Below are 25172 nucleotides of genomic sequence, written 5' to 3'. Positions count from 1 at the left end.
GCAAATTCAATCCGGGCAAGGTCAATCGCGGCAAGGTCAATCCGGGATCGCGAACCCGATCGACTGGCACAGGAGCGCGACCATCGTCACCCCGCCGGCGACGAGCCCCATGCGGGCCGAGCGTGCGGGGGCGGAAGCGGACGGCGAGGCGCCGAACCCGAGCTCGTCCTCGTAGCGCGCCAGGATCCAGGCCTGGAGCGCGGGCGCGGTCATGGCGAGCCAGGCCCACAGGCCGATCGCCACGAAACCCAGGCCTTGCCCGCCGTAGGTGAAGACGTCGTCGATCATGGCGCTCTCGAATCGACCGCCCCCTCGCGGCGAGCTTAGATCACCGATCCGTGATCCGGGAAGGGCCGGCCGGTCCCGGCCGCGGCTTTCGCGTGCGCTGGAACACGGATCGGCCTATGACACGTGCCGACGCCCGAACAACCCGGCCCGTGTTCCGATGACCGCACTCGCAGACCTGTCCCCCGCCGACCTCGCCGCGCGCTACGCGCAGGCGCATGGCGCCTACGAGGCGTTCCGCGCCCGCGGGCTGAAACTCGACATGACCCGGGGCAAGCCCGCGCCCGAGCAGCTCGACCTCGCCTCGGGGATGCTGGCGCTGCCCGGCAACGGCGACCACACCACGGCGTCGGGGGAGGATGCGCGCAACTACGGCGGCCTCCAGGGCCTGGCCGAGGCCCGCGCGCTGTTCGGCCCGGCGCTCCTCGGCGCGCCGCCGGAGCAGGTGGTCGTGGCCGAGAACGCAAGTCTCGCCGTGATGCACGACTGCATCGTCTGGGCGATGCTGAAGGGCGTGCCCGGCTCCGAGCGCCCGTGGTCGAAGGAGGCGGCGCCGGCCTTCCTCTGCCCGGTGCCGGGCTACGACCGCCACTTCGCCCTGTGCGAGGAGTTCGGCATCCGCATGCTGCCGGTGCCGATGACCCCCGAGGGGCCGGACATGGAGGTGGTCGAGGCCCTGGTCGCGGACCCGGCGGTCAAGGGGATGTGGTGCGTCCCGAAATATTCGAACCCGTCCGGCGAGATCTATTCGGACGAGACCGTCCGGCGGCTCGCGGCGATGAAGGCCGGCGCCCCGGACTTCCGCCTGTTCTGGGACAACGCCTACGCCGTCCACCACCTCACGCCCGAGCACCACGCGATTCCCGACATCCTCGATGTCTGCAAGCAGGCCGGCAACCCCGACCGCGCCTTCGTCTTCGCCTCGACCTCGAAGATCACGCTGGCCGGCGCGGGGCTGGCGTTCTTCGCCGGCTCTCCCGAGAACGTGCGCTGGTACCTGGCGCGGGCCGGCAAGCGCACCATCGGGCCGGACAAGCTGAACCAGCTTCGGCACGTCCGCTTCCTGCGCGACCCGGCCGGGCTCACCGCCCACATGGAGCGCCAGCGCGAGCTCCTCGCCCCGAAGTTCTCGGCCGTGACCGAGGCGCTCGAACGCCACCTCACCGGGACCGACGTGATCTGGAGCCGGCCCGAGGGCGGCTACTTCGTCAGCGTCGACGCCGGCGTCGGCACCGCCGAGCGCATCGTCGCGCTCGCCAAGGGCGCCGGCATCGGCCTGACGCCGGCCGGCGCGACCTTCCCCAACGGCCGCGACCCGCGCGACGCGGCGCTGCGCCTCGCGCCCTCCTACCCGAGCCTGTCCGAGGTCCGCGAGGCGGCCGAGGGGATCGCGCTCTGCATCCTGCTCGCCGCGATCGAATCGGAGCGGGCGGTGCGGGCGGCGCCGCAGCAATGAGCGGCCTCCTGCGGACGGCCGCCTTCCTCGTGCTCGCCACGTCGATCCCGGCCGCCGCCGCCCCCCGCGTCGATGCCTGCGACCGGCTCGCCGCCACGATGATCCGGGCCACCGGGGCCTCGCTCGCCGGGCGCGCCGGCTCGCTCGCGGTGTTCCGCGCCACCGACGCCGAGCGGATGAGCCTCGATTGCCGGGCGCCGGCGCGGATGGTGTTCGCCTCCCGCGACCGCGAGCCGACCCGAGGCTACTATGAATTGATCGGCCGGGCTGCGCGCGCGCTCACCGGCGCGGCCGCCGAGGCCGCCGAGGTGCTGGCGCGGCAGGTCCACCAGGATTCGCTGCTCGCCGACGCGCCGCGCCAGGGCATCGCAGGCAAGGCGGCGCTCCGCTGCGAGACCGGGCCGCGCGACGACGCGCTCGCCGGCGACCTCACGGTCTGCGTCCTGGTACCGAACCGGCCGCCGGCCTTGCGCCGCAGGGCCGGACTTTCGCACGGGGCGAGGGCGGGCTAAGCCTCCGCCCATGCCCGATTCGACCGAGACCCACGAGCCCAAGACCGTCCGCGCCGGCGCGGTCGCCTTCGGCAACCACCTGCCGCTCGCGCTGATCGCCGGCCCGTGCCAGCTCGAGAGCCGCGACCACGCCCTCGAGATCGCCGCCGCGCTGAAGGAGATGGCCGAGGCCCACGGGCTCGGCCTCGTGTTCAAGGCGTCCTTCGACAAGGCGAACCGCACCTCGGGCGGCGCCGCCCGCGGTGTCGGCCTGTCCGGCGCGCTGCCGATCTTCGCCGAGATCAAGGACCGCTACGGCCTGCCCGTGCTCACCGACGTGCACGATGCCGGGCAGTGCGGGCCGGCCGCCGAGGTGGTCGACGTGCTCCAGATCCCGGCCTTCTTGTGCCGCCAGACCGACCTGCTGCTTGCCGCCGCCGCCACCGGCCGCGTGGTCAACGTCAAGAAGGGCCAGTTCCTCGCCCCCTGGGACATGCAGCACGTGGCCGCCAAGGTGACCCAAGCCGGCAACCCGAACGTGATGGTCACCGAGCGCGGCGCCTCGTTCGGCTACAACACCCTGGTCTCCGACATGCGCAGCCTGCCGATCATGGCCGCGGTCACCGGCGGCGCGCCGGTGGTGTTCGACGCCACCCACTCGGTGCAGCAGCCGGGCGGGCAGGGGGGAAGCTCGGGCGGCGAGCGCCGCTTCGTCGCCGTGCTGGCCAGGGCCGCCGTCGCGGTCGGCGTCGCCGGCGTCTTCATCGAGACCCATCCCGATCCCGACCGCGCCCCGTCCGACGGCCCGAACATGGTGGCGCTGCGGGACATGCCGGCGCTCCTGTCCGAGCTGCTGGCCTTCGATCGGCTGGCCAAGGCGCGGGCGTAGGACCCGGGCGCAAACTGCAAACCTCAAGCCGGCTCGCGCACTGCGACGAGGACGTGCGCCCGCAGCGGCTGCGATAGCCCGCAACGCCCGTTCGCATCGCGCTCGATCGCAGCCGCGAAGGCGGTGGCGATCGCTCCCGCGTTGTCGCGGATCGCGATCCGCCGCGCCGGGTCGACCGCGGCGACGCGTTCGAGGAAGGCGTCGCGGTCGGCAAAAGTCTCGCGGCGCACGAACGTCGTGTCGGAAAGGCAGCGGAACCGCCCGGCCGCGATCGCGTCGGCGATGGCGGCCTGCGCCGCCGCGCGGATCGCGGTCTCGTCCTCGACCGGCCTGAGCGCCACGAAGAAGCTGCCCTCTGCCAACGGCTCGACCACGACGATCCGGCCCCCCGGCACGACGACCCGGGCCGCCTCGCCGAGCGCGGCGCGCGGGTCGGGGACGTGATGTAGGGCGTTCAGGATCACCGCGCCGTCGAACGATCCGTCGGCGAAGGGCAGGCTCTCGGCCGAGCCGGCCTCGAAGGTGCAATTCGGTGCGCGGTCCCGGGCGGCCGCGATCGCCGCCGCTCCAGGATCGATCCCGGTCATCCATGCGCCGTGGCCGGCGAGCGCGGCCGCCATCGCGCCGGGACCGCAGCCGACGTCGAGGAGGCGGCGCCCGGCGATCGGCGCGAAGGCGTCGAGGACGAGCGAGAGGGTGTCCATGGGCGAGGTCCGCATCGGTCGAGCCGCACCACCATCGCGGGGCGGGCGCCGCGGCGCAACCGCCCGGGCCCCTTCGATGCCACCGGGACGCCGCGATGGATACGGCCGAGCCGGATCGCGGTTTCAGTCCAGACGCGACGAACCCGCCGCTTCGTGATGGCGAGATCAGTCCTCGCGCCTGTTCACCGGTCCATCACGCTGATACGATCTTTCTTCCTAACCGAGCCTTCGGTTCTCGTTGCGGACGTCCGGCACCGGACGTCCCGATCGCGGTCGCCTGCGACCGAACGGTCGTTCCCATGGACGCGCAAATCCCATATCGTTGTGGGATAAAATCCCACGGACATCGCACGCAATGCCGCGTTACACCATCGACCTGCATGACGGCGCGCATTTCGTGCGCGACACCGAGGGCTTCGACCTGCCCGACGCCGACGCCGCGCGCGAGAAGCTGGTGCGGATCATGTCGAAGATCGCCCTCGGCTTCACGGCCGTGCCCGAGCGCCAGGACTACCTCGCCGTGGTCCGCGACGAGAACCGGAAAGTGGTCCTGCGCGCCCGCCTCTCCCTCGACATCGAGACGTTCGACGCCGGCTGAGGGCCACGTCCGCGCCGAGGCCGGCGAGGGCGATCACCGATAGAGGCGATACGGAGATGCGGTCGCGCCCGTCGAACAGGGCGGAAGGGCCGAGCGTCGCGCCCTCGGCCTTCGGCATTTGTCGCCACCGCGGTATGGGGCCGGCCAGCAAAGCCGGGGGGCCGCGAGGCGCGCAGCGACGGCTGCGTGGTGGCCGCCTTTCGCCGGCGTCGCGATCCTCGCCTAAGCCAGGGGATTCCGGCATCGCCGACGGGAACACCGGATCGCCGGGATGATGTCGCTTGATCGCGGGCGACGCCGAGGCGATGATCGCGCCCATGTCCGACGCCGGCGATCCGCCCACCGCGAAGCCGGCGCCGGCGGTCACGACCCGGGCGGCGACGGCGATCGTGATCGCCGACATGGTCGGGGTCGGCGTCTTCACCAGCCTCGGCTTCCAGGTCGTGGACATCACGTCCGGGTTCACGCTGCTGCTGCTGTGGTTCGTCGGCGGCGTCGTGGCTTTGTGCGGGGCGTTCAGCTACGCCGAGCTCGCCGCGATGTTTCCGCGCTCGAGCGGCGAGTACAACTTTCTGACGCGCGCCTACGGGCCGGCCTTCGGGTTCATGGCCGGCTGGCTCTCGGCGACGGTCGGGTTCAGCGCGCCGGTGGCGCTGGCGGCGATGGCGTTCGGGCAATACGCGCAGGCGATCCTGCCGGGGGCGCCGCCGCTGCCCCTCGGCCTCGCGGCGATCGCCGCGACCACGGCGCTGCGCCTCGGGGGAGGGCACCACGGCAACGCGATCCAGGTCGGCTTCACGCTCGTGAAGCTCGCGCTGATCGTGCTCTTCATCGTCGCGGGCTTTGCCGGCGGCGGGGGTGGTTCGATCGGCTTCCTGCCGAGCGCCTCCGACCCGGGGCAGATCTTCAGCGCCAGCTTCGCGGTGAGCCTCGTCTTCGTGATGTACGCCTACACCGGCTGGAACGCGGCGACCTACATCGTCGGAGACCTCGCCGACCCGCCGCGCAGCCTGCCGCGTGCGCTGTTCGTCGGCACGGGCATTGTCCTCGTGCTCTACGTCGCCCTGAACGCGGTGTTCCTCTACACGACGCCGACGGCGGAGCTCGCCGGGCAGATCGAGGTCGCCCTGATCAGCGGGCGGCACGTGTTCGGCGAGGCGGGCGGCCGGCTCGTCGGCCTGCTGATCTGCCTCGGCCTGATTCCGACGATCAGCGCGATGATGTGGATCGGCCCGAGCGTCACCGTGGCGATGGGCGAGGACGTGCCGCTGCTGGCGTTCTTCGCGCGGCGTTCCCGAACCGGCGTGCCGGTGGCCGCGACCCTGCTCCAGGCCGCAATCGCCAGCCTCCTCCTCCTCACGCGGAGCTTCGAGGCGGTGTTGGAATTCATCCAGTTCGGCCTGATCCTGTCCTCGTTCCTCGCCGTCCTCGGCGTGATCCGGCTGCGCGTCGCGCGGCCCGACCTGCCGCGGCCGGTTCGCGCCTGGGGCTATCCGGTCACGCCACTGGTCTTCCTCGGCGTGACGCTGTTCATGCTGGCCCACCTCGTCGCCTCTCGCCCGGTCCAGGCGCTGGCGAGCCTGCTCCTGATGGGGGTCGGCCTGGTACTGTTCCGCGTTGCGGACCGGCATGCCCGGCGCAGGGGCCGGGCGCCGGGGCGACGAGGCGGCACGACGCGATCAGCGCGCGGGCGCCGCCTCGTTCGCGCGCAGCACGTCGAGCCGGTACTCGGCGGTGCGCAATTGCTTCAGCACCTGCGCGAATCCCTTCGCGCCGACGATGAAGCCTTCGGCCGCGTCGTCGCCCGAGAGCGGGTAGTGGGCGACCCCGAGCCAGTGCACCAGGACGATGTCGGCGCCGGGCAGCACCGCGCCCTCCACCCGGGCGACCAAGCGCGCGAGGTCGGCGCGGTCGAGGTAGTAGGCCACCTCCGAGATCACGATCAGGTCGAAGCGCCCGTCGGGCCATTGGCCGGGGACGGCGGCGAGCTGAAAGCGCGCGTTCGGGCAGTCGGCGCAGCGGGCGCGCGCGGCCTCCAGCACGGAGGGCACCACGTCGAGCCCGAGCACGGCGTCGCAGCGCCCGCAGAGCTGGTGCGTGAACACGCCGATGGAACAGCCGACGTCCAGGGCGGAGGCGTAGTGCGGCCGGGGCAGGGCTTCGAGGGTGGCCTGGTACTTGGCGCGCTCGTAGGCGCTGGTGGCGAACTTCCACGGGTCGGCTTCCGTGGCGTACATGCCCTTGAAGTAGTCCGTGTCGAGGGATTTCGCGCGCCGGCCGGACTCCGTCACGGCCGGCTCCTGCGCCCCGGCCTGCGCGGCCGCCATCCCGAGCATCGCCCCGGCGGCGACGGCGCCCCCGGATCGCAGCAGGACACGGCGTGACGGTCGTCGGCTGTCGCGCACATGATCCTCACGGGTCGTCGGGTCCCCGATGAGCGCAACCTCACCCGGTGGCGGCGGTTCCGCGGGCGGCGGGCCGGTCGCCGGCCTCCGAGAGTTCACGCTCCCGGAACATCGGCCCCGCGGGCCCGGTTGAGAGGGCCTGATCGGGAGTGAAACGCATGGTCGACGTCGCAGAGATCAAGGAACACGCAGACGTCGTGGGTTCGGACGGAGCCCACGTCGGCACGGTCGACCACGTCGACAAGGGCGAGATCAAGCTGACGAAGAAGGACGCCGCGGCCGGCGGCCTGCATCACTACATCCCCGTCGACTTCGTCCAGTCCGTCGAGGGCGACATGGTGCGCCTCGACCGCCCGGCCGAGGAGGTCAAGCGCGAGTGGTCGACCTCCTGACCGAGCGAGTTGGGCCGCGCGCGACGCGCGCGGCCTCCATAGTGGGTCGCACGCGTTCGGCGTGGCCCGCGGCGAGGCCGGCCGACAGCCAGGCACGCGCCCTTGCACCAAGCCGGCGACCGGCGTTCCGCAAGCTTCGACGAGCAGCGATGTCCGATGACGACACCGAAGCGTTTCTGCGCGACGTCCGCGCGGCGCTCGCAGCCAGCCCCCGCCCGGAGGACCCGTCCCTCGAAGCCCTGCAGCGCATCGCGACCTGGCTGCGCACACCCATCGCGGAGGAGACGCCGGCCGAGGAACGCCTCGACGCAGCGGACGGGCCGCAACGGGACGATCCTGACATTCCGGTGGGGTAAGGCGCGTGTGGCCGGCGGACCCGCTGGGCGACCGTCCCAAAACCCGAACGGGGCGGCCCCGCGTCGCCGGAGCGAGCAGGGCCGCCGCAGCGGATCGGGCGGATCTGCCGGCTGGCGATGCAGCGTTCACCAGAATGCGCCGGACAGGTTTCGGAAGGATGACCGATGCCTCCGGACTCCACGGTGGGCGAGGGGCGCCGGCGATCAACGATCCGTGTGGGGTGGAACGCCGGCCAGCGCGCAGCCGTTTCTGGCGCCTCACCGGAGCATCCCGTCATGACGTTCAATCGCGCCGCCGCCGTCGTCGCCGGCAGCCTCCTCCTCGCGGTCCCGGCCTACGCGCAGGGCACGGCCCCCAGCCCCGGCGTGGTGCCCGGCTCGGCGGCGTCTGCACCGGCGCCGACGGGGAAGCCCGCCGTCCCGAGTGCGGAGCGGACCGCCAAGTCGAAGGACTGCTCGATGCAGGCCGACAAGCAGGGTCTGCACGGCAAGGCGCGCAAGAAATTCCGCAACGCGTGCAAGCACGGCCTGAGCTGACCCGCCGGCCGGCGCCGCCAGATACTGATCGACGCGGACTCCGAAGCGTTCGGCGTGCCCGCTCGATCACGGGCACCGTCGGACGCTCGGACCTTCAGGCCATTCCCCGAAGAACGCCAAGCCGGTCGCGACATGCCTGAAGACGTCATGGGCGACCGCGCGTTCTGGCTGTTTCTCGCGGTCGCGATCCCCGTCCTGTTCCTTCCGGTCGGCATCGCGCTGTGGAAGGGGCGAAACGTCGGCCCGGTAATCGCCCTCAGCCTCGCGTTCTGGCCGGCGGCCCTGGCGCTCGCCCTGAGGACGCGGCGGCGATGACGACGCCCCGCTCGCACCGGCGGCCCGCAACCAGCTAGGATGCGCCGAACGGCCGGCGAGCGGGAGCCTTGCGATGCACGATCCTCACGAAGATGCGCCTCACCAAGATACGCCCCACGACGACACGTCCCACGGCCATCCGCACGAAGGCGAGGCGCCGGCCGCCGGCACCGAGCGCTGGAAGCACGACGGCGTGCGGGTGGTCCCCGGCGACAAGCTCGACGCCAACACCGCGCAGACGCCGGGCATGTTCCGGCAGGTGGCGATCGACCATGCCCGCGTCGGCGCGCAGAAGATCTGGGCCGGCACCGTGGCGATCGAGCCCGACGCCAAGACCGGGGTGCACCATCACGGCGTCCTGGAGAGCGTGATCTTCGTGCTGTCGGGGCGCGCCCGGATGCGCTGGGGCGACCGGCTCGAATACGTCGCGGAAGCCGGCCCCGGCGACTTCATCTTCGTGCCGCCCTTCGTGCCGCACCAGGAGATCAACGCCTCGCCCGACGAGACCCTGCAATGCGTGCTGGTGCGCTCCGACAACGAGGCGGTGGTGGTCAACATCCCCGACGTCGAGCCGGTGGAGCGCCCCGAGGCCGTCCACTGGGTCGACCCGATCCACAAGCACCCGTAAGGCGAGGCTGGAGCCGGGCTCTCCGGTGCGTGCGCAGGCTCGGCTGAAACGGCCCGCCGCCCGGTGCGTTCTCGCAAGGCGGGCGGTGGGACTCCAGGCTCGCGCGAGCTTCACGACAGGATGGCGGGGTAGGGCACCTTGGGACAGGACACCGCGAGACACGGCACGATGCGCCTCGGTGCGTTCTTCTACGCCACCGGCCACCACGTGGCGGGCTGGCGCCATCCGTCGAGCGAGGCCGACGGCGGCCTCAACCTCGAACGCTACGTCGGCTGGGCGCAGCGGGCCGAGGCGGCCAAGTTCGACCTCGTCTTCCTCGAGGACGGCTCCGGCATCCGCGACGGCAACCTGCGCTCGTCCGAGCGCACGGCCCGCTCCACCCACTTCGAGCCGGTGACGCTGCTCTCGGCGCTGGCCGCGGTCACCCACCGGATCGGGCTCGTGGCGACCACCTCCACCAGCTTCAACGAGCCCTACAACGTCGCCCGGCGCTTCGCCTCCCTCGACCACCTCAGCGGCGGCCGGGCCGGCTGGAACCTCGTCACCTCGACCACCGACGCGGAAGCCGCCAACTTCGGCGAGGCCGGCATCGCCCGCCACGGCGACCGCTACGCCCGGGCCGAGGAATTCGTCGACGTGGTGCTCGGGCTGTGGAACACCTGGGACGACGACGCGGTCGTGATCGACCGCGCGAGCGGCCAGTTCTCGAAGCCCGACGGCTTCCGCCCGCTGAACCATCGCGGGACGCATTTCGAGGTGCGCGGACCGCTCAACATCTCGCGCACGCCGCAAGGCCAGCCCGTGGTGGTGCAGGCGGGCTCGTCGGGGCCGGGCAAGGATCTGGCGGCCCGCACCGCCGAAGTCGTGTTCACCGCCAACCAGACGCTTGTCGAGGCGGTCGAGTTCGCCGGCGACCTCAAGGCGCGCCTGCCGCGGTTCGGCCGCAGCCCCGACGACCTCAAGGTGATGCCGGGCCTGTTCCCGGTGGTCGGGCGCAGCGAGGCGGAGGCGCGGGCCAAGTTCGAGGCGCTGCAGGACCTGATCGACCCGGTGGTGGGCCTCGCCCTGCTCGAGCGGATGGTCGGCAGCTTCGACCTCTCCGGCTTCGATCCCGACGGCCCGGTGCCGGAGCTGCCGGAGGCCGAGGGCGCCAAGTCGCGCCAGCAGCTGATGTTCGACCTCGCCCGCCGCGAGGGCCTGACCCTGCGACAGCTCTACCTGCGGATCGCCGGGGCGCGGGGCCACTCGCAGATCGTCGGGACGCCCACGCAGATCGCCGACGAGATGGAGGCGCGCTTCCGCGCCGGCGGGGCCGACGGCTTCAACGTCATGCCGGCGACCCTGCCCGGCGGCCTCGACGACTTCATCGAGCTGGTCCTGCCGGAGCTGCGCCGGCGCGGCCTCGTCCGCACGGAGTACGCGGGCCGCACCCTGCGCGACCACCTCGGCACCCGTCCGCCCGCGAGGGTCCCGCGCCCGTGATGGTGCCGCGCCCGCGACAACGCGCCGGCGCAACGATCGGGGGTGAGGGGGATTGGGCTCGGGCGCTGCCACGTTCCCGGACGCGCTTTCATCCCCCGACCGACGAGACAACGATGACGCCTCAATTCTGGCTGTGGCTGGGCTGCGCCGGCATGGCCGCCGGAGCTGCCGCGATCCTGTTACTGGCGAAGCGGCGGACGCCCACCGAGGAAGCCGACGGGATCATCCACGGGATCGTGCCGATCATCGCCGCATGCTCCTACTTCGCCATGGCGACGGGGCAGGGCAGCATCACCCTCCCGGCCGGCCCCGACGCGGCGGACGTCGCGCGGCAATTCTACGTCGCGCGCTACATCGACTGGACCTTCACCACGCCGCTCCTGCTCGTCGGGCTCGCGCGCACCGCGATGCATTCCGGCATGCGCCGGCAGGCCGTGGTCTGGGGCCTCGTCGGCTCCGACCTGATCATGATCGTCACGGCGCTGGCCTTCGGCCTGTCCGAGGTCGCCGCGGTGAAGTGGACCTGGTTCGCCATCTCCTGCGGCGCGTTCCTGGCCGTGTTCTACGGGATCTTCGTGCAGCTGCGCGAGGAAAACGCCGCCGAGCGGGCCGACGTGCGAAAAGCCTTCCTGCGCAACGCCGTGTTCCTCACCGGAGTCTGGTGCGCCTACCCGGTGGTGCTCCTCGTCGGCCAGGATGGCCTCGGCCTACTCTCGCCCGCCGTCGCGCTCGCCGTGGTCGCGCTCCTCGATCTGACCGCCAAGGTCGCCTACGGCATCATGGCGACGATGGAGACGACCCGCGCCGTCGATCGCGACCTGGCCGAGGGAACGGCCGCCGCCAAGCCGCTGCGCCGGGCGGCTTGAACCGCATGACGGTCCGCGCGTCTCGTCCGCCCCTCGCGGCGGCCGACGCCGCGGGCCGCCTTCGCGCCGCGACGGCCCGGCTGCCACACCTGGCCGCCGCGCTCGTCGCGCTCGGGCTCGTCGCCTCCGCGTTCCTGCCGCGCGAAGCCTCCTGGCTCGCGGCGCTCTCGGTCGTGATCGTCCTCGGTGTACCCCACGGGGCGCTCGACGGCGCGATCGCGGCACCGCTTCTGCGTCCCCGCTACGGCCGGGCGTGGTTCGGGGTCTTCGCCATCCCCTATCTCGGCCTCTCGGCCCTGGTCCTCCTCGCCTGGCAGCTCGCGCCGCTTGCGGCGCTCGCCGGCTTCCTGGCCTTGTCGGTCCTGCATTTCGGCGAGGAAGATGCCGGTCCCGGCGTGCCGCACGTGCTCCTCGACCGTCTCGCGGGCCGGCAGCACGGCCGCCCCTGATCCCGGGCGACCCGGACGCCCCGCGCTGCCGGTGATCGCGCGGCTCCGGTGGACAGTCGCGGCGCCGCGGGACTTTTGCCACACTCCCGACGCAAAAGCCGAGCTTGCCGATACGGTCGGGTTTCGCCGGTCCGGTCCGGCGGTACACCAGGACCAACGCAGCCCTGCGCGTGCGCGAAACCGCACCGCAGGATATGGGACGTTCGGGATCATGATCGTCAACGGTGGGCATGCCGATTCCGGCGAACGCGATCGCACCGCACTCGGCCGGCCGGCGATCCTGAGCCGCCGGTCGTTCCTGGCCGGCTCGGCGGTCGGGCTCGGCGCCATCGGCCTCGGCAGCTGCGCGACGACGGACGGCATCCTGCTCGCCGAGGCGACGCGGACCTACGGGCCGATGCCGGACGAGAAGTTTCCGATCCCGGCGGCCGACATCAGCAAGCTCGATCCGAAGTTTTACCGCCGCACGGTCCGCTACGAGACCAAGGAGGCCGCCGGCACGATCGTGGTCGACCCCGCCAACTTCTACGTCTACCGGATCGAGGGCGACGGAAACGCCACCCGCTACGGCGCCAACGTCGGACGCGACGGCTTCCTGTGGCACGGCGACGCCTATGTCGGGCGCAAGTCCGAGTGGGCGACCTGGACGCCGCCCAAGGAGATGATCCGCCGCCAGCCGGAGGCGGCCAAGTACGCCCGCGGCATGCCGGGCGGCCTCGACAACCCCCTCGGCGCCCGCACCCTGCACCTCTACCAGAACGGCGCCTACACGCTCTACACGATCTACGCCTCGAGCGAGCCCGACACGATCGGCAGCGGCATCACCAGCGGCTGCGTCGGCCTGCTAAGCCAGGACATGATCCACCTCTATGCGCGGACGCCGGTGAAGACCAAGGTCGTCGTCCTTCCGGCGTAGCGCGGGCGCTGCCGACGGCAGGGCGTCCCGGCGATCGGTCCGGTGCCCTGGCCGGTCGGGGAGCCGCGGCATCTGCGCGCCGGCGCGAACGAATCGCGCCTTCGACGCTTACGCAAGGGTCGGTCCGAGGATCGACCGTCCGCGCCCCTCGTACCCAGCTTCTCCCCCGTTTCTGGGCGGGCGTGGACGACAGGTGCCGATCGCTTGCGAGGTGACGTGATGACCCCACGAACGGTCGCGATCCTGGCCGGCGCCGGCTGCGCCCTGATCGGGCCCGCGGTGGCCCGCGCCTTCACCAGCGACCCGACGGATCAACTCACCCTGTCGCTGCTCATCGCCGGCCCCGTCGTGGTGACGGTTTGGGTGTGCGGGCTGCGGTCCTGGGAGGACTGAGCCAACCTCCGGCTGATCGCCGTCAGCCGGGTTCGCCGGGATCGTCCTCGAGCAGGCGGGCCATGATCGCCTCGAGCAGGTCGGTGTCCTCGCCGGCCATCGCGCCCATCGTCGCCATCCGCTGGATCACGGTGTGGGTGATCGCCTCCTCCACCGTGCCCTCGGCGTAGGCGTAGTGGATGATCGCGGCCTGCCCGTCCCGGTGGCAGCGGCCTTCGATCTGGGCCAGCTGGATCGCGCTGTGGCGCATGTCGTGGATCACCAGGGCACGGGTGCGCTCGCCGCCCGGCAGCTCGTTGCGATGGAGCGAGATCGACTCGGTGACCGTGAACACGACCGCGTCGAGCGCCCCCGTCTGGAAGGCCCGCCGCGTCGCCTCGTTCGCCTCGGCGTCCTGCCGGCCGTCGATGCTGCCGACCGACCAGCCCCGCGTCTCCAGGCTCGCCCGCAGCGCCGCCCCCGTCTCCAGGAAGGCGACGGAGATCGCGACCTGCTCGCCGGCCCCGAGAAGGAGCTCGACGAAGTCGGCCGTCCCGTCCACGCGCAGCAGGCTCGCCTTCTGCCGGAAGCGCAGGTCCGCGGCCCACCCGGTCGGACGCCGGGTGCTTCCGCCCAGGAGGCCGAACTCGCGACGGAACTCGCGCCACGTCGCGGCGTAGAGGCGGCGCGCGTTGGCGGTCAGCTCGGTCGGAGCGAGCGCGCGCTCCACCTCCGGCCAGCCGGCGATGTCGCCCGGCCGACGCCGCAGGCCGATGGCGCGGGGGCCGGTGTAGAGCAGGTCGGCCATCACGGCGCAGTCCTGCGCGTTGCTGGTCCAGGACCAGTTCACCCATCGCCCCTTGGCCCGGCCGATCCCGAGGCGCTGCATCAGAACCCTGAACTCGGCGAGCGTCTCCGTCGGCGCGTCGGCGGCCTCGCCGAGCAGCCGCCCGAGATAGAACAGCTCGTGCGGCGCCTGGCCGGCGGTCGCGCTGACGTAGCTCGTGAACACGGCCGCATCCGCGAGGTGCCGGCAGACGAGGCTCTGCTGGCTGTACGGGTTGCGCAGGCGATGGCTCTCGTCGAACACGACCAGGGGCCAGGCCCGGCGCAGGCTGCCGTGCTTGGCGAGCGCGTTGTTCTTGGCGCGGGCCGACCGCCGCGTGCCCGCGGCCGGCGGCGCCATCAGCCCCTTGGTGCGCTCGTAGTTGACGAGCGTCACCGCCTTCTCCGGCAACCCGGACAGCGCCAGGGTGCGGCGCCATTGCGGCATGGCGCCCTTCGGGCAGACGATCAGCACGTCGCGTTCGGGCATCGCGGCCAGGGCCGTCCAGACCGACAGCGTCTTGCCGAGCCCGGTGGCGTCGCCGAGCAGGAAGCCGGGCCGGCCGGCCGCGCGCGCCGCCAGCATCGCCTCGGCGGCCTCGACCTGGTGCGGGCGCGGGACCAGCCGCCGCCCGTAGGCCGAGGGGTCGGCCGAGCCGGCCGCGGAGCGCCCGTCGTCGAGCCGAGGCGGCGCCTCGGGCGTGGCCGCGACCGATTTGTTCACGCCCCGTGCCACCTTATCCACCGTCCCGCGTTTGCCTTCTCGAAATTGGAACATAGAGTGAACGATGTCTGACGTCGTCACGAGGGGGTCGCACCGCCATGGCACGCTACCGTTTCCATTGCACCAACGGCCTCGAATGCGTCTTCGACGCGGTGGGCAAGGAGATCCGTGTTCCCGGGCGGCTGGCCGACAGGGCCCGCGGCGTCGCCGAGGCCTTGATGGTGACGCTCGACGACGGCACCGACTGGCGCGGGTGGCAGGTCAGCGTCCACGACCTGCGCGGGCGCAACGTGCTTGTGTTGCCGTTCCGGCCGCCGGCCGACGCCGTCGCGCGCGGCGCCTGACGGCCTGGCACACCGGCCCTGCGCAGGGATCGGATGCCATCGATTCGGTCGCGGCCCCGTCGTCGCCGCGTCGCGCGTTGGGGAGCGAGACCGACGACGAGGGAACCGCGTGTGACCAGCCTGCCCGAGCTACCGCCCGAAGCCTTCGCCAAGCAGGACCCGGCGCCGGACACCCTGTTCTACGCCCAGCCCCGCTTCGTGACGCATATCGACGACGGGGCGATCCAGGCCGTCACCGACCTCTACCGCGACCTGCTGCCGCCGGGCGGGCGCATCCTCGACCTGATGTCGAGCTGGGTCAGCCACCTGCCCCCGGAGGTGCCTTTCGCGGCCGTGATCGGCCACGGCCTCAACGCCCGCGAACTCGCGGCCAACCCCCGCCTGACAACGTCCTTCGTCCAGGACCTCAACGGCGACCCGTCGCTGCCGATCGCGACCGCGAGCGTCGACGCCGTCCTGATCTGCGTCGGCGTGCAGTACCTGCAGGATCCCGTCGCCGTCCTGCGCGAGGTCGCCCGGGTGCTCGTGCCGGGCGCGCCCGTCATCGTCACCTTCTCCAATCGCTGCTTCCCGACCAAGGCGGTGGCGATCTGGCAGGCGGTGCGTGGGGACGACCAGGCGCGGCTCATCGCACTCTACCTGCGCCATGCCGGTTTCCCGGAGATCGCCATGCAGGTCGTCGTCCCGGACGGCGCGGGCGGCGATCCGCTGCGCGCCGTGATTGGCCGAACCCCAGCGGGCGTTTGAATTGTCCACGATCGGCTCGCGCAAACGTGAGGCGCTTCGTTCCTAGGCGCATCCGCGGCCGTCGCGCGCGCGCAGGCGGCGGCACCTTGATTTTCGACGCGGGCGCCTGATGTCGCTCGCGATGCAGGATCGTAGAAGCGTGGCATGTCGCGAGAGCGGCACGCCCGGCGCCGCCGGTCCTGCGCCAAGGGGGATGTTGATGAGCACGACGACGATCGACAAGACCAACACCGATTCCTACCCGATGGCGGGCCAGTGCCCGTTCGGAGGCGACCGCATCGGCGGGGCCTTCGGCAGCCGTCCTGCCCTGGAGAACTGGTATCCGCACCGGCTACGGGTCGAGCTGCTGCATCAGAACGGGCTCGCGGCCGACCCGCTCGGACCCGACTTCGACTACGCGGCCGCCTTCCAGGCGATCGACCTCGACGCGCTGAAAGGCGACATCAAGCAGTTCCTGACCTCGTCGGTGTCGTGGTGGCCGTCCGATTACGGCAATTACGGCCCGCAGATGATCCGCATGGCCTGGCACTCGGCCGGCACCTACCGCATCGCGGACGGGCGCGGCGGCGCCGGCACCGGGATGCAGCGCTTCGCGCCGATCTCGAGCTGGTGGGACAACGGCAACACCGACAAGTCGCGCCGCCTGCTGCAGCCGATCAAGCACAAGTACGGCAACGCCCTCTCCTGGGCCGACCTGATGGTGCTCACCGGCAATTGCGCCCTGGAGATCATGGGCCTGCCGACCTACGGCTTCGCCGGCGGGCGCCTCGACGCCTGGGAGGCGGACGACGCGACCTACTGGGGTCCCGAGGTCGTCGAGATGGGCTCGGTCTCGAGCTTCGACGAGATGGTCAACCGCGACAAGCGCTGGCGCGGGAAGAACGGCGACGCCGAGTACGACCTGGAGAACCCGCTCGCCGCCTCGCACCAGGCGCTGATCTACGTGAACCCGGAAGGCCCCTACGCCAACGGCGACCCGCAGGGATCGGCCAACGACATCCGGGTGACCTTCACCCGCATGGCGATGAACGACGAGGAGACCGTCGCGCTGATCGCCGGCGGCCACGCCTTCGGCAAGAGCCACGGCATGGTCCCGGCCAAGGAGATCGGGCCGCCGCCGGAGATGGCGCCGATGGAGGCGATGGGCCTCGGCTGGCACAACCCGAAGGGCGCCGGCAAGGACACGATGACCAACGGCATCGAGGGGAGCTGGACCCCCGACCCGACGAAGTGGGACAACGCCTACCTGGAGAACCTCTTCAAGTTCGACTGGGAGCAGACCAAGAGCCCGGCCGGCGCCCTGCAATGGACGCCGAAGGACCCGAACGCGCCGCGGACCCCCGACGCCCACGTCGCGGGCCAGTCGCATCCCTTGATGATGATGACCTCCGACATCGCCCTCAAGGTCGATCCCGAGTACCGCAAGGTCTGCGAGAAGTTCCTCGGCGACTTCGACGCCTTCACCCAGGCCTTCTCCAAGGCGTGGTACAAGCTGACCCACCGCGACATGGGCCCCAAGCACCGCTACCTCGGCCCGGAAGCGACGATCGAGGACGGCCTGCTTTGGCAGGATCCGATCCCCGATGCCGCCTACGCCCCGGTGGGGGAGGCCGAGATCGCCGCCCTCAAGCAGGCGATCCTGGCCACGGGTCTTTCGGTCTCGGACCTCGCCTTCACCGCCTTCTCGGCGGCCTCGACCTACCGCGACAGCGACAAGCGCGGCGGCGCCAACGGCGCCCGCCTCGCCTTAGCGCCGCAGAAAGACTGGGCCGTCAACCGCCGGGCCGTACCCGTGGTCGAGGCGCTCCGCGGGGTGATGTCCGGGTTCAACGGTGGCCGCGGCGACGGCAAGCAGGTCTCGCTCGCCGACCTGATCGTGCTCGCAGGCTGCGTCGCCGTGGAGAAGGCGGCCCGGGACGCCGGGGTCGAGGCGCGCGTGCCGTTCACGCCGGGCCGCGTCGACACCACGCAGGCGCTCACCGACGTGGAGATGTTCACCTGGCTGAAGCCGGTCGCGGACGGCTTCCGCAACTACGTCGACGACGGGTTCGCGGCGATGGCGCCCCGCCTTTCGCCGGAGGAGATGTTCCTCGACAAGGCCAACCTGCTGACGCTGACCGCGCCGGAATGGGTGGTCCTGACCGGCGGCCTGCGGGCGCTGAACGCCAACCACGACGGCTCGACCCGGGGCGTCTTCACCGACCGGGTCGGCGTGCTGACGACGGACTTCTTCCGGACCCTGACCGACACCAACCTGATCTGGGAGAAGGCCGACGCGGCAGGCACGTCCTTCGCCTTGAAGGACCGCGAGAGCGGGCAGGCCAAGTACGAGGCCACGCGCAACGACCTCGTCTTCGGGTCGAACGCGCAGCTGCGCAACATCGCCGACGCCTACGCCGGCAGCGACGGCCAGAGGCGCTTCGTGGCCGACTTCGTCCGGGTCTGGGACAAGGTGATGATGCTCGACCGCTACGACGTGAAGGGCCACCGGCGCCAGGGGCCGATGGCCGCCTGATCGACCAGGGCGCTGCAGCCCGCGCCCCCGTCCCGCCATCCGGTGGGACGGGGCTCGCCCGAGAGGCCTGTCGAGGGGCCGCCGGGCGCAGCTCACGTGAACCGACTCAACGGCCTCGATGGCCGCGCCAAGCTCGGCGCGGAACGAAAGTCCCCTCTGGCGCCGCCGGCCGATCCCGGCGGCGCCGGTCTCAATTGGCCGGCAGCCGCACGGCCACCTCGTTCCGGCGCAGGAACGGGATCGCGAAGGGCGGGTCGTAGCCCATGAGGAGCGGGACGTCCTCGGTCCGGCGGCCCGCCTTCGCCAGCACGTCCGCGAGGATGCGCTCCTGCTCCGACCGCGCCTGCGGCGTGATGGTGCCCGAAAACTGCAGCGCCGCGATCCGCTCGGGCGGAAGGCGAACCAGCCGGACGCCGGCCTCGGTGGGTTCCGGAGCGCTGGCGCGCGCGACGTCGTGAGGCAGGAAGAACCGCATCGTCCCGGCGGGGCCCTGCTCGACGGGCACCGTCATCGCGATCCGACGTCCCGCCGTCTCCACCGGCGCCGTCATGGCGATGCGCCCGCCGTCCCGGTTCGCACCGGTGATGTAGCGGAACAGCCGCCCGAACGCCTCGCCGTCCCCCTGGCCACGTGCATCGGTCTCGACGGCGACCCGCGCCTCGTACGACCGGATCTCGACGCCGCGCTCGAGCCGCTCGACGACGGCGTAGCGCGGCTGATCGTAGAAGGACCGCACGCCGAAGACGCCCAGCGCGGATTCGAGCAACGTGACAAGGTAGTAGGCGAACTTATCCAAGGCGGGAGCGTCCGAGGTGAGGGACAAGCGAGTATAGCGCCCGCCGCGAGGACTCGTTCCCGGCGCAGGGTCGTCGGCGTTCGTCCTTGAACCAAGGGATCGATCTGCCGGAAAGAAATCACGGCATGGCGATAGGGCGCTCGCCTTTCGCCACCGAAAGATCACGCGGGCGACCTTTGGAGTGGCGGAAGGGGTGTCCGAGCTTCACCGTTGATTTGATTGCTATATCTGCAGTTTTAGGAGTTATGCCCAGGCATTTGCCCAAGCGGGTTAGCCACGCTTTTGTTCGTGCCGGTGGATGATCTGGAAGGCAGAGTGGAGCATGAGGCTCTGGCTGGAGCGCCAGGATTCTGACCAGCAGAATCTAAACCGGACAGAACAGCTAAATCATCGTCAGGGCACGCGCTTCAGCTTCATGCGCACACTCCGTGCATACGATCCTGGGTACGATGCCAAGGGCGGCTGGAAGCACTCCACAAGGAATGCTCGCGCATCGCGTTTCAGGGCATGGGGATCGACGTCGAAGCATGCCCCCGGGCGATCCGTACCTATCTGTATGACGCAGCGAAAGAATTGGAGTTTCTGATGAGGTCACGATCGGCGCCGATCGTGACCTTACCTCACGTGGTCTTTTTCGGCTAAAATTGCAGCGACTTAACAGAGTTGACGGAGGGCCATGCTTCGAAGCCGATCCACGGTTTGTGATCCGCGAGTGCAAATTCTGCCGATCCGATCGTTAAGGGGCGACGCGCACCCTCATGGCGCGCACGTGCCGAGGCTGGCCGTCGGCGTCGGCGTGGTTTCGGCTGCGAATTCCGAGCCCAAGGACGCCAACTCGGAGCGGAGTTCATCGGCCCGCCGTCGATGATGCTGTGCGACTTGGCGTATGGCATCCGCCGCGCTGTCGGTATTCAGATCGTCGGCGAGCGCCGCTTGCTGATCCGCCATCGCCTCGAGTTCCGCTATGCTGAAGGCGATCTGCCTCACCAGTCCGAGCATGATGTCACGCCCTGCGTCGCACAGAGGATAGGGTGCGATGCAATATGCAACGATCAGTCCAAGTCTGTAAATACATCACGCTCGATCGCTCCACGACAAAGGTGCAGCCGGTGTGTGAACGGGTAGTCCACCGTCGAAAGGGGCCGCTCGGCAAGCATCGACACGGACGAAATCTGGTCGCGAACCGGGGTTGGCCAGTCGTCGCCCACGATCACGGCCGATCGTCACCATTGGCGTGGACGACGTCGCATCACAGCGGTACCGCGGCGGACCAGCGCAGAAGGCTCCCCTCCGTTCGAAGGACGGCGCGACCGACCGCGATGCACCGCAAGGTAGGTGCCTCGCGGTCCACGGAGCGGGATAAAGAAGGCTCGGCAAAACGTGATGCCTGCTCTTCGTCCGTGCCGACAGGAACGCATCGCCGGATCAGAGTGAGTGCGGGGGCGGTGACGGCAACTTCGGCGGGGGCGGTCCGGCGAGCGGGTCCGGTGCACAGCCCGGAGATGAAAACGACGCTCGCCTGTTCGCTCTTAGGATTGTTCCGACGGCGATGCCCAACGGAACGGACATCAGTAACCAACTGCGTAGAAATCGAAGAAGCCGAAGCATGGGCATGGTTCCGTTCCGAACTGCCAAGGTGTGCGAGGGACGACCGATCTGGTCTTCGAACCGGATCGTGGTGGCACCAGACGCGCGGTGATCGCTTCCGTGCGGCCCGCCCAAAGGGGGATGATCCTACGGGGCACAGCCGCGGCCCAGGTCGTCGCGGGGCTGAGCGGTCGTTCGCGGGAGGGACGGGAAACGCGCTGACGCACGCTGCGTCTATCGAGACAACTCGTCCTTCGCCATCCTCCGGGGGACCAACGCGAGGGCGAAGGTGGCCGCAACTCCGGCCCAGCAGCCAGCGATCTTCACCGCGACATCTTCGAAACGACCATGGCGCGTCGCCTCGATCATCTGGAGCACCTCCATGGCGCCGGCGGCGACCGACAGGATCAGGAGAATCTGCCAGCGGCGATGCGGATATCCTAAGGCGAACAGGAAGCTGACCGCGGCGTAGGCCCCGAAGCGTTCGAGGGCCGCCGGGGCGTCGGTTACGGGGCGTAGGCCGATCGGCGCGAGTGTCGCGACGATCACGCCCACCAGCAGTGACCATCCGAAGATGCGCGAAGCTGTCGTCATGGGAGGGTGTCCGATCGCTTTGGCGGAAAGGCAGCGGAAACGGCGGGGTTTCCATCGTTTGGTGGCCGGCTCCAGGGTGACACGAAGCGGCGGCTCCGCTGCGTGCGCTGCGAAGGTCCTGCCATCCGAACGCGAAAGCCGTGCGTTCGACCGCGCGGGCGCTGATCGATCGTCGAAATCCGACTTCGGGTTCGAGATGCCTTCTGCCAGGTCGGTGAGCTGGCGACGGGTCGGTAGTCCGGCGGGGAACCTGATCGATAAGCGAGCTTGGATGCACTGAGTGCGATCCCCGGTCATTCCGATCCGCCCAAGGGGGCCACATCCTCCTTCCCGGAGATGTAGAAGGCGAACGGACCTGTCGGATGGAACGTCCCAGAGCCCTGCGCAGGGAAGCACGCTTCGTCAGCCGTTTCCTCCGAAAAGGACGGTCCGACCTTGCCCGCGGGGGGGCCGGACCGCGTGTGTGGGCCCTTCGCGCGGCGCTCAAAATCGGGATGGGGTCTGCGCGGGGATCGTCGATCGGTGCCGGAACTGGTCGGGGGCGACCGCCACCAGGATCAGCACGGCATAGAAGGTCAGCGGGATGAAGGCGACAAGACCGCCGATTGTGGGCTCGGTGATCCCGTAGACGAGATAGAAGATGAGCATGGCGAGGAGGAGGTGCGCCCGGGTGCCTGCGCTGCGCCGCAGGGTCGAGACCAGGGCTGTGCCGAACATCAGGAAACCGACGGCCCCGTCGGCGAAGAGGACGTTCAGGTAGAGGTTATGCGCGTGAGCGGCCGCCTTAAACAGCAGCGGATGCACCGGAAGGATGAACTTCGCCGAGCCGCCTCCGTAGCCGAACAGCGGTTGTTCGGTCCACAGATCGAGAACCACCGCCCAGATCCGGCTTCGTCCGGTGCCGCTCGTGATCTCATCCGCCGATCCCGATCGCGAGACGCTGGAGAGGATCTGGTCGCTGAAACCGGTCATGACCAGCAGGAAGAAGCCGCCGACAATCGCAGCGACGGTCAGCTTCAGGCCGACGTTTCCGCGCGCGAGATAAACGTAGAACAATCCGATCGCCACGGCGATCAGGGACATGCGGTTGTTGCTGGCCAGCAGGCAGAACACCATCGGCGCCACGAGGACGAAGAACATGGGCCGGCGGAACGAGATCTTCGATGCGAGGACCATCAGCAGGATGCCGATGCCGGCCGACGCGCCGGCCGAATTGGCCGTTCCGAAGACCCCCTGCAGGCGCCCCGTCGGCTCGAACGCGCCGTTCGTCCAGTCGCTCATTCGACCGAGTTGCGGGTTCAGGACGTATGCGGCGATGGAAAGGCAGCACAGCAGAAAGCAAGCGACGATCAGGGCGTCGACCAGGCGTTGCGGACCCGCAATGCGGACGAAGGCGTAGAGGAACAAGAACGCCACGAGGTTCGAGAGGGTTTCGACCATCGACATGGCGGGTTGGACCGCATGGACACTGTTCAAGACGGTGAAGGCAAGGAACACGGTCCACGGCACGACGTTCCCGGTGACCAGCGGAAGGCGGCGCACGAACAAGGCCGGCTCAGCTTTTTGGCTTTCGGCCTGCTCGCATTGGCGGAGGGCGCCCTGCAGTGGGCTCGGGTTCCATCAGCAGGCCGGAGACCGGGACAGCAAGAACCAGGGCGATCGCCTCGAGTGTTGTGATCGTCACGTTCTCCGAGCCTCGTTCGATGCGCCCGACATAAGCGCGGTCCAGCTTCGCGGCGAATGCCAGCCGCTCCTGGGACAGGCCGGCAGCCACCCGCAGGGACCGAACATTCCAACCGATGATCGTGCGCGCATCCATAGCAGCGCCACGAAGGCAGATCGGCGGCTTGACAATCGACGGACTGACAGTCCCCAATTATTCGTATGGACGTCCGTCACGGTACGACGCGAACGCAATTTGGAACGGTCAGGGAGCGGTGTGATGGGCGGGTACCTGCGCGCAATGAAGCGCTACGCCGTGTTCGAGGGACGCGCCTCACGCTCCGAATTCTGGCAGTTCACCGCAGTTCTGATGGTGATCATCTTCATCGCCCTGATCATCGACGGCGCCATCGCTCAGGAAGCTAGTCTCGATGACAAAAAATCGCCAGGCGGCATCATCACAGTACTCGTTGTACTGGCTCATTTCTTACCGAGCCTTGCCGTCACCGTGCGCCGCCTGCATGACACCAACCGCACCGGTTTTTTGGTGTTTCTGAATTTCGTCCCGCCGGTGAATCTGGTCCTCGTGATTTTGATGTGCTTGCGCGGCACGCCCGGCCCCAATCAACACGGCCCTGACCCGTTGGCACTCGGCGGCGGCACCCTGACCACCGCCGGCCTGCCGCCGGCCGCTGGCGGGTCGCCTGTGGCTCCGCAAATGGCGGTCGCAGGCCCGACCCGGCACGACACCATCGCCGAACTCGAACGCCTCGGTCGCCTGCGCAAGGACGGACACCTGAGCGACGCCGAATTTGAGGTGCTGAAGTCGGAAGCCCTCACCCAGGCTCGCGCCTCCTAAGCCGTCTTAGGGCGACCCTGATCCCAGATCCCCGGAATCTGCCATGAACCCGCTTGCATGCATCACCGCCCTTGCGATCAGTCTGCTCACCCTCGGCACCGCTCACGCAGAAACCGCAGCGCCGACAACCGGCATGCGCGAGACAGCCCTACGCTTCGATCCCGCCTTTCAAAGCGGACGAGCGCCCATACCAACGCTGGATGGCCCCCCCGATTGTCGCCCTATCGGGGAGGCCGATAAGGAGTTTCAGGAGCGCATCCATCCACCAGCCGATGTGCCGATACCGGCTGAGCGGGTTCAATGGTGGGACGGCTCGAAGGCGACCGCGTTCATCCTCGCGGCGTGGACGGATGCAGAGCGACGTGGTGAAGTTGGCTGGGGAAACGTCGAGCGCGTCTACGTGCGCACTCGGCCCGACATTTCCGGCTTTGCGAAGGTGCATTTCGCCTCGACTTCGCGCGGCTTCGTGTGCGGCTTTCGCCAGCCGCTTCTCATCACGGCCGAGCGACTAGGCTATGGCATCAATGGTCGGCCCCAACCGACCCTCGATCAGGTTTGGCCAAAGGGCGATCCAATGCCGGGCATGAGCCGTAAAGAGGTCGACGACCTCAAGATGTTGTACGGCCTGCGCAACCAGCTTGAGCGTGGTACCGAGTCGGAGCAGCGAGGTGCCTTACAGGGATTCATGGAGCTGATGACCCCGCCCGACCAGCTGAACGGAGCGGAAGCGCCATCGGCTCGCCCCGTGCGGCCGAGCGTGGATCCGAAGTATGCACCGACCATCCGCGAAATGCAGGAAGGAGCCGTGCCCCGCCCGCGGGGCTGCGAGCACATCCCGATCGAGAACTGCCTCGTGATCCAGCGTCGTTGAGCGAACCTTACAGTTCCGCAGCACCAAAATAGCGGTCAAGCCTGATATTATAGCACGACAAAAGCATTATCCTGACGATAGAAAAAGCAACACATATTTCCGACAATGGGGATCGTCTTGAACGGTCGAAGAGCGAGGTAGGCGAGGGCGTCGGGAAATGTCGTTTTACCGACGGTAATTACAGAGGGATACAAGTCGCATAGGGCGAAAGAAGACGGCCGGAGCATCGCTGCCCCGGCCGTCCTGGATCGTCCCGCGGTGCTGCTAATCAGCCTCACCCAAAGTGCCCATCATTGAAGGCATTTCGGCCTTCCAGGGCGCCGCTCTGGAGGTAGTGCAGCATCGGATCAATGTGAGCATTGGCCACGTCCGTGTAGTGGCTCTCGTAAGCCTTCACGTCGAAGCTCGCAGACGGATCACGTCCCTCTTTCCAGCCGTTCGCCTCATAGTGCGCGAGCGGATCTATCTTGGCTGCTGCGATGTCCGCGTAGGCCGCGAGGTAGCCCT

28 protein-coding genes and 2 pseudogenes are annotated in these 25172 nt (G+C 69.7%); 20 read left to right on the top strand and 10 right to left on the bottom strand.

Features of this window, described 5'->3' with window-relative positions; all coding sequences use genetic code 11:
• Positions 1–36: 36 nt before the first annotated feature.
• On the bottom strand, positions 37–288 hold the full coding sequence (locus MFF13_RS15630) for a hypothetical protein (protein ID WP_147829051.1): 252 nt from the start codon (positions 286–288) through the stop codon (positions 37–39).
• Positions 289–445: 157 nt separating this feature from the next.
• Here MFF13_RS15630 and MFF13_RS15625 point away from each other — a divergent pair, with 157 nt between their 5' ends.
• From MFF13_RS15625 to kdsA, 3 genes are read left to right on the top strand one after another with little or no spacing between them, the layout of a single operon-like run.
• A complete protein-coding gene (locus MFF13_RS15625) occupies positions 446–1741 on the top strand; it encodes an aspartate aminotransferase type Ic (RefSeq protein ID WP_238272502.1) in 1296 nt (431 codons plus the stop codon).
• On the top strand, positions 1738–2253 hold the full coding sequence (locus MFF13_RS15620) for a hypothetical protein (RefSeq protein WP_187273637.1): 516 nt from the start codon (positions 1738–1740) through the stop codon (positions 2251–2253). Before MFF13_RS15625 ends, MFF13_RS15620 begins: the two co-directional genes overlap by 4 nt.
• Positions 2254–2263: 10 nt before the next feature.
• The gene (kdsA, locus tag MFF13_RS15615; RefSeq protein ID WP_147829047.1) at positions 2264–3121 is read left to right on the top strand and encodes a 3-deoxy-8-phosphooctulonate synthase; all 858 of its coding nucleotides are present in this window, start codon (positions 2264–2266) and stop codon (positions 3119–3121) included.
• A 23-nt stretch (positions 3122–3144) separates the two neighbouring features.
• Here kdsA and MFF13_RS15610 read toward each other — a convergent pair whose 3' ends face one another.
• Positions 3145–3825 (bottom strand): class I SAM-dependent methyltransferase, encoded by a 681-nt coding sequence (locus MFF13_RS15610; RefSeq protein WP_147829045.1) that lies wholly within the window; start codon positions 3823–3825, stop codon positions 3145–3147.
• Between the two features lie 355 nt (positions 3826–4180).
• Between MFF13_RS15610 and MFF13_RS15605 the strand changes: the two genes are divergently transcribed.
• Together MFF13_RS15605 and MFF13_RS15600 are read left to right on the top strand one after the other, a co-directional pair.
• A complete protein-coding gene (locus MFF13_RS15605; RefSeq protein WP_147752371.1) occupies positions 4181–4423 on the top strand; it encodes a DUF6894 family protein in 243 nt (80 codons plus the stop codon).
• A 305-nt stretch (positions 4424–4728) separates the two neighbouring features.
• Positions 4729–6084 (top strand): annotated as a pseudogene (locus tag MFF13_RS15600) (APC family permease); the annotation flags it as partial.
• A gap of 18 nt (positions 6085–6102) precedes the next feature.
• On the opposite strand, the gene MFF13_RS15595 reads toward MFF13_RS15600, so the two are convergent.
• Positions 6103–6759 (bottom strand): class I SAM-dependent methyltransferase, encoded by a 657-nt coding sequence (locus tag MFF13_RS15595; protein ID WP_373322553.1) that lies wholly within the window; start codon positions 6757–6759, stop codon positions 6103–6105.
• Between the two features lie 227 nt (positions 6760–6986).
• On the opposite strand from MFF13_RS15595, the gene MFF13_RS15590 reads away from it, so the two are divergent.
• The 10 genes from MFF13_RS15590 (at position 6987) to MFF13_RS15545 (ending at position 13162) form a co-directional block, all read left to right on the top strand.
• Positions 6987–7220, top strand: a complete 234-nt coding sequence (locus tag MFF13_RS15590) for a DUF2171 domain-containing protein (protein WP_147762891.1) — start codon at positions 6987–6989, stop codon at positions 7218–7220.
• A gap of 149 nt (positions 7221–7369) precedes the next feature.
• Entirely contained in the window at positions 7370–7576 is a 207-nt protein-coding gene (locus MFF13_RS15585) for a hypothetical protein (protein WP_147829043.1), read from the top strand.
• Positions 7577–7852: 276 nt separating this feature from the next.
• Positions 7853–8113, top strand: coding sequence for a phosphate starvation-inducible protein PsiF (locus MFF13_RS15580; RefSeq protein WP_147829041.1), 261 nt, complete (start codon positions 7853–7855; stop codon positions 8111–8113).
• Between the two features lie 132 nt (positions 8114–8245).
• On the top strand, positions 8246–8428 hold the full coding sequence (locus MFF13_RS15575) for a hypothetical protein (protein WP_147752366.1): 183 nt from the start codon (positions 8246–8248) through the stop codon (positions 8426–8428).
• A 73-nt stretch (positions 8429–8501) separates the two neighbouring features.
• Entirely contained in the window at positions 8502–9056 is a 555-nt protein-coding gene (locus MFF13_RS15570; RefSeq protein WP_147829039.1) for a cupin domain-containing protein, read from the top strand.
• Positions 9057–9224: 168 nt separating this feature from the next.
• Entirely contained in the window at positions 9225–10538 is a 1314-nt protein-coding gene (locus MFF13_RS15565; RefSeq protein ID WP_147752364.1) for an LLM class flavin-dependent oxidoreductase, read from the top strand.
• 113 nt (positions 10539–10651) lie between these two features.
• Positions 10652–11404: a bacteriorhodopsin gene (locus tag MFF13_RS15560; RefSeq protein ID WP_147752363.1), complete on the top strand. Its 753-nt coding sequence runs from the start codon at positions 10652–10654 to the stop codon at positions 11402–11404.
• 5 nt (positions 11405–11409) lie between these two features.
• Positions 11410–11853, top strand: a complete 444-nt coding sequence (locus tag MFF13_RS15555; protein ID WP_238272501.1) for a Brp/Blh family beta-carotene 15,15'-dioxygenase — start codon at positions 11410–11412, stop codon at positions 11851–11853.
• A 211-nt stretch (positions 11854–12064) separates the two neighbouring features.
• Entirely contained in the window at positions 12065–12769 is a 705-nt protein-coding gene (locus MFF13_RS15550) for a L,D-transpeptidase (protein ID WP_147829037.1), read from the top strand.
• Positions 12770–12988: 219 nt separating this feature from the next.
• Complete coding sequence (locus MFF13_RS15545) at positions 12989–13162, top strand: hypothetical protein (RefSeq protein WP_187273636.1); 174 nt, start codon at positions 12989–12991, stop codon at positions 13160–13162.
• 22 nt (positions 13163–13184) lie between these two features.
• Here MFF13_RS15545 and MFF13_RS15540 read toward each other — a convergent pair whose 3' ends face one another.
• Positions 13185–14690, bottom strand: coding sequence for an SNF2-related protein (locus MFF13_RS15540; protein ID WP_238272500.1), 1506 nt, complete (start codon positions 14688–14690; stop codon positions 13185–13187).
• Positions 14691–14788: 98 nt separating this feature from the next.
• On the opposite strand from MFF13_RS15540, the gene MFF13_RS15535 reads away from it, so the two are divergent.
• The 3 genes from MFF13_RS15535 to katG all read left to right on the top strand — a co-directional run bounded on the left by MFF13_RS15535 (position 14789) and on the right by katG (position 18296).
• On the top strand, positions 14789–15034 hold the full coding sequence (locus MFF13_RS15535; RefSeq protein WP_147752360.1) for a DUF6894 family protein: 246 nt from the start codon (positions 14789–14791) through the stop codon (positions 15032–15034).
• 111 nt (positions 15035–15145) lie between these two features.
• A complete protein-coding gene (locus tag MFF13_RS15530) occupies positions 15146–15781 on the top strand; it encodes a class I SAM-dependent methyltransferase (RefSeq protein ID WP_238272499.1) in 636 nt (211 codons plus the stop codon).
• A 199-nt stretch (positions 15782–15980) separates the two neighbouring features.
• The gene (gene katG, locus MFF13_RS15525) at positions 15981–18296 is read left to right on the top strand and encodes a catalase/peroxidase HPI (RefSeq protein ID WP_147829035.1); all 2316 of its coding nucleotides are present in this window, start codon (positions 15981–15983) and stop codon (positions 18294–18296) included.
• Positions 18297–18486: 190 nt separating this feature from the next.
• On the opposite strand, the gene MFF13_RS15520 is transcribed toward katG, so the two are convergent.
• From MFF13_RS15520 to MFF13_RS15500, 5 genes are all read right to left on the bottom strand, one after another.
• Complete coding sequence (locus MFF13_RS15520) at positions 18487–19092, bottom strand: SOUL family heme-binding protein (RefSeq protein ID WP_238272498.1); 606 nt, start codon at positions 19090–19092, stop codon at positions 18487–18489.
• 756 nt (positions 19093–19848) lie between these two features.
• Positions 19849–20091 carry a hypothetical protein gene (locus MFF13_RS15515; RefSeq protein ID WP_238272497.1) on the bottom strand — a complete coding sequence of 81 codons (243 nt, stop codon included), beginning with the start codon at positions 20089–20091 and terminating at the stop codon, positions 19849–19851.
• Between the two features lie 822 nt (positions 20092–20913).
• The gene (locus MFF13_RS15510; RefSeq protein ID WP_238272496.1) at positions 20914–21273 is read right to left on the bottom strand and encodes a VanZ family protein; all 360 of its coding nucleotides are present in this window, start codon (positions 21271–21273) and stop codon (positions 20914–20916) included.
• Positions 21274–21756: 483 nt separating this feature from the next.
• Positions 21757–22815, bottom strand: a complete 1059-nt coding sequence (locus MFF13_RS15505; protein ID WP_238272511.1) for an O-antigen ligase family protein — start codon at positions 22813–22815, stop codon at positions 21757–21759.
• 13 nt (positions 22816–22828) lie between these two features.
• Positions 22829–23092, bottom strand: a complete 264-nt coding sequence (locus MFF13_RS15500; RefSeq protein ID WP_238272495.1) for a helix-turn-helix domain-containing protein — start codon at positions 23090–23092, stop codon at positions 22829–22831.
• 123 nt (positions 23093–23215) lie between these two features.
• On the opposite strand from MFF13_RS15500, the gene MFF13_RS15495 reads away from it, so the two are divergent.
• Together MFF13_RS15495 and MFF13_RS15490 are read left to right on the top strand one after the other, a co-directional pair.
• Positions 23216–23794: a DUF805 domain-containing protein gene (locus MFF13_RS15495; RefSeq protein ID WP_238272494.1), complete on the top strand. Its 579-nt coding sequence runs from the start codon at positions 23216–23218 to the stop codon at positions 23792–23794.
• 43 nt (positions 23795–23837) lie between these two features.
• Positions 23838–24665 carry a hypothetical protein gene (locus MFF13_RS15490; RefSeq protein ID WP_238272493.1) on the top strand — a complete coding sequence of 276 codons (828 nt, stop codon included), beginning with the start codon at positions 23838–23840 and terminating at the stop codon, positions 24663–24665.
• 274 nt (positions 24666–24939) lie between these two features.
• Here the strand turns inward: MFF13_RS15490 and MFF13_RS15485 are convergent.
• A pseudogene (locus MFF13_RS15485) lies at positions 24940–25172 on the bottom strand (calcium-binding protein); the annotation flags it as partial.

The sequence above is a fragment of the Methylobacterium cerastii genome (assembly GCF_022179125.1).
Classification (GTDB): Bacteria; Pseudomonadota; Alphaproteobacteria; order Rhizobiales; family Beijerinckiaceae; genus Methylobacterium; species Methylobacterium cerastii.
This window is presented reverse-complemented; position numbering and strand designations above follow the sequence as displayed.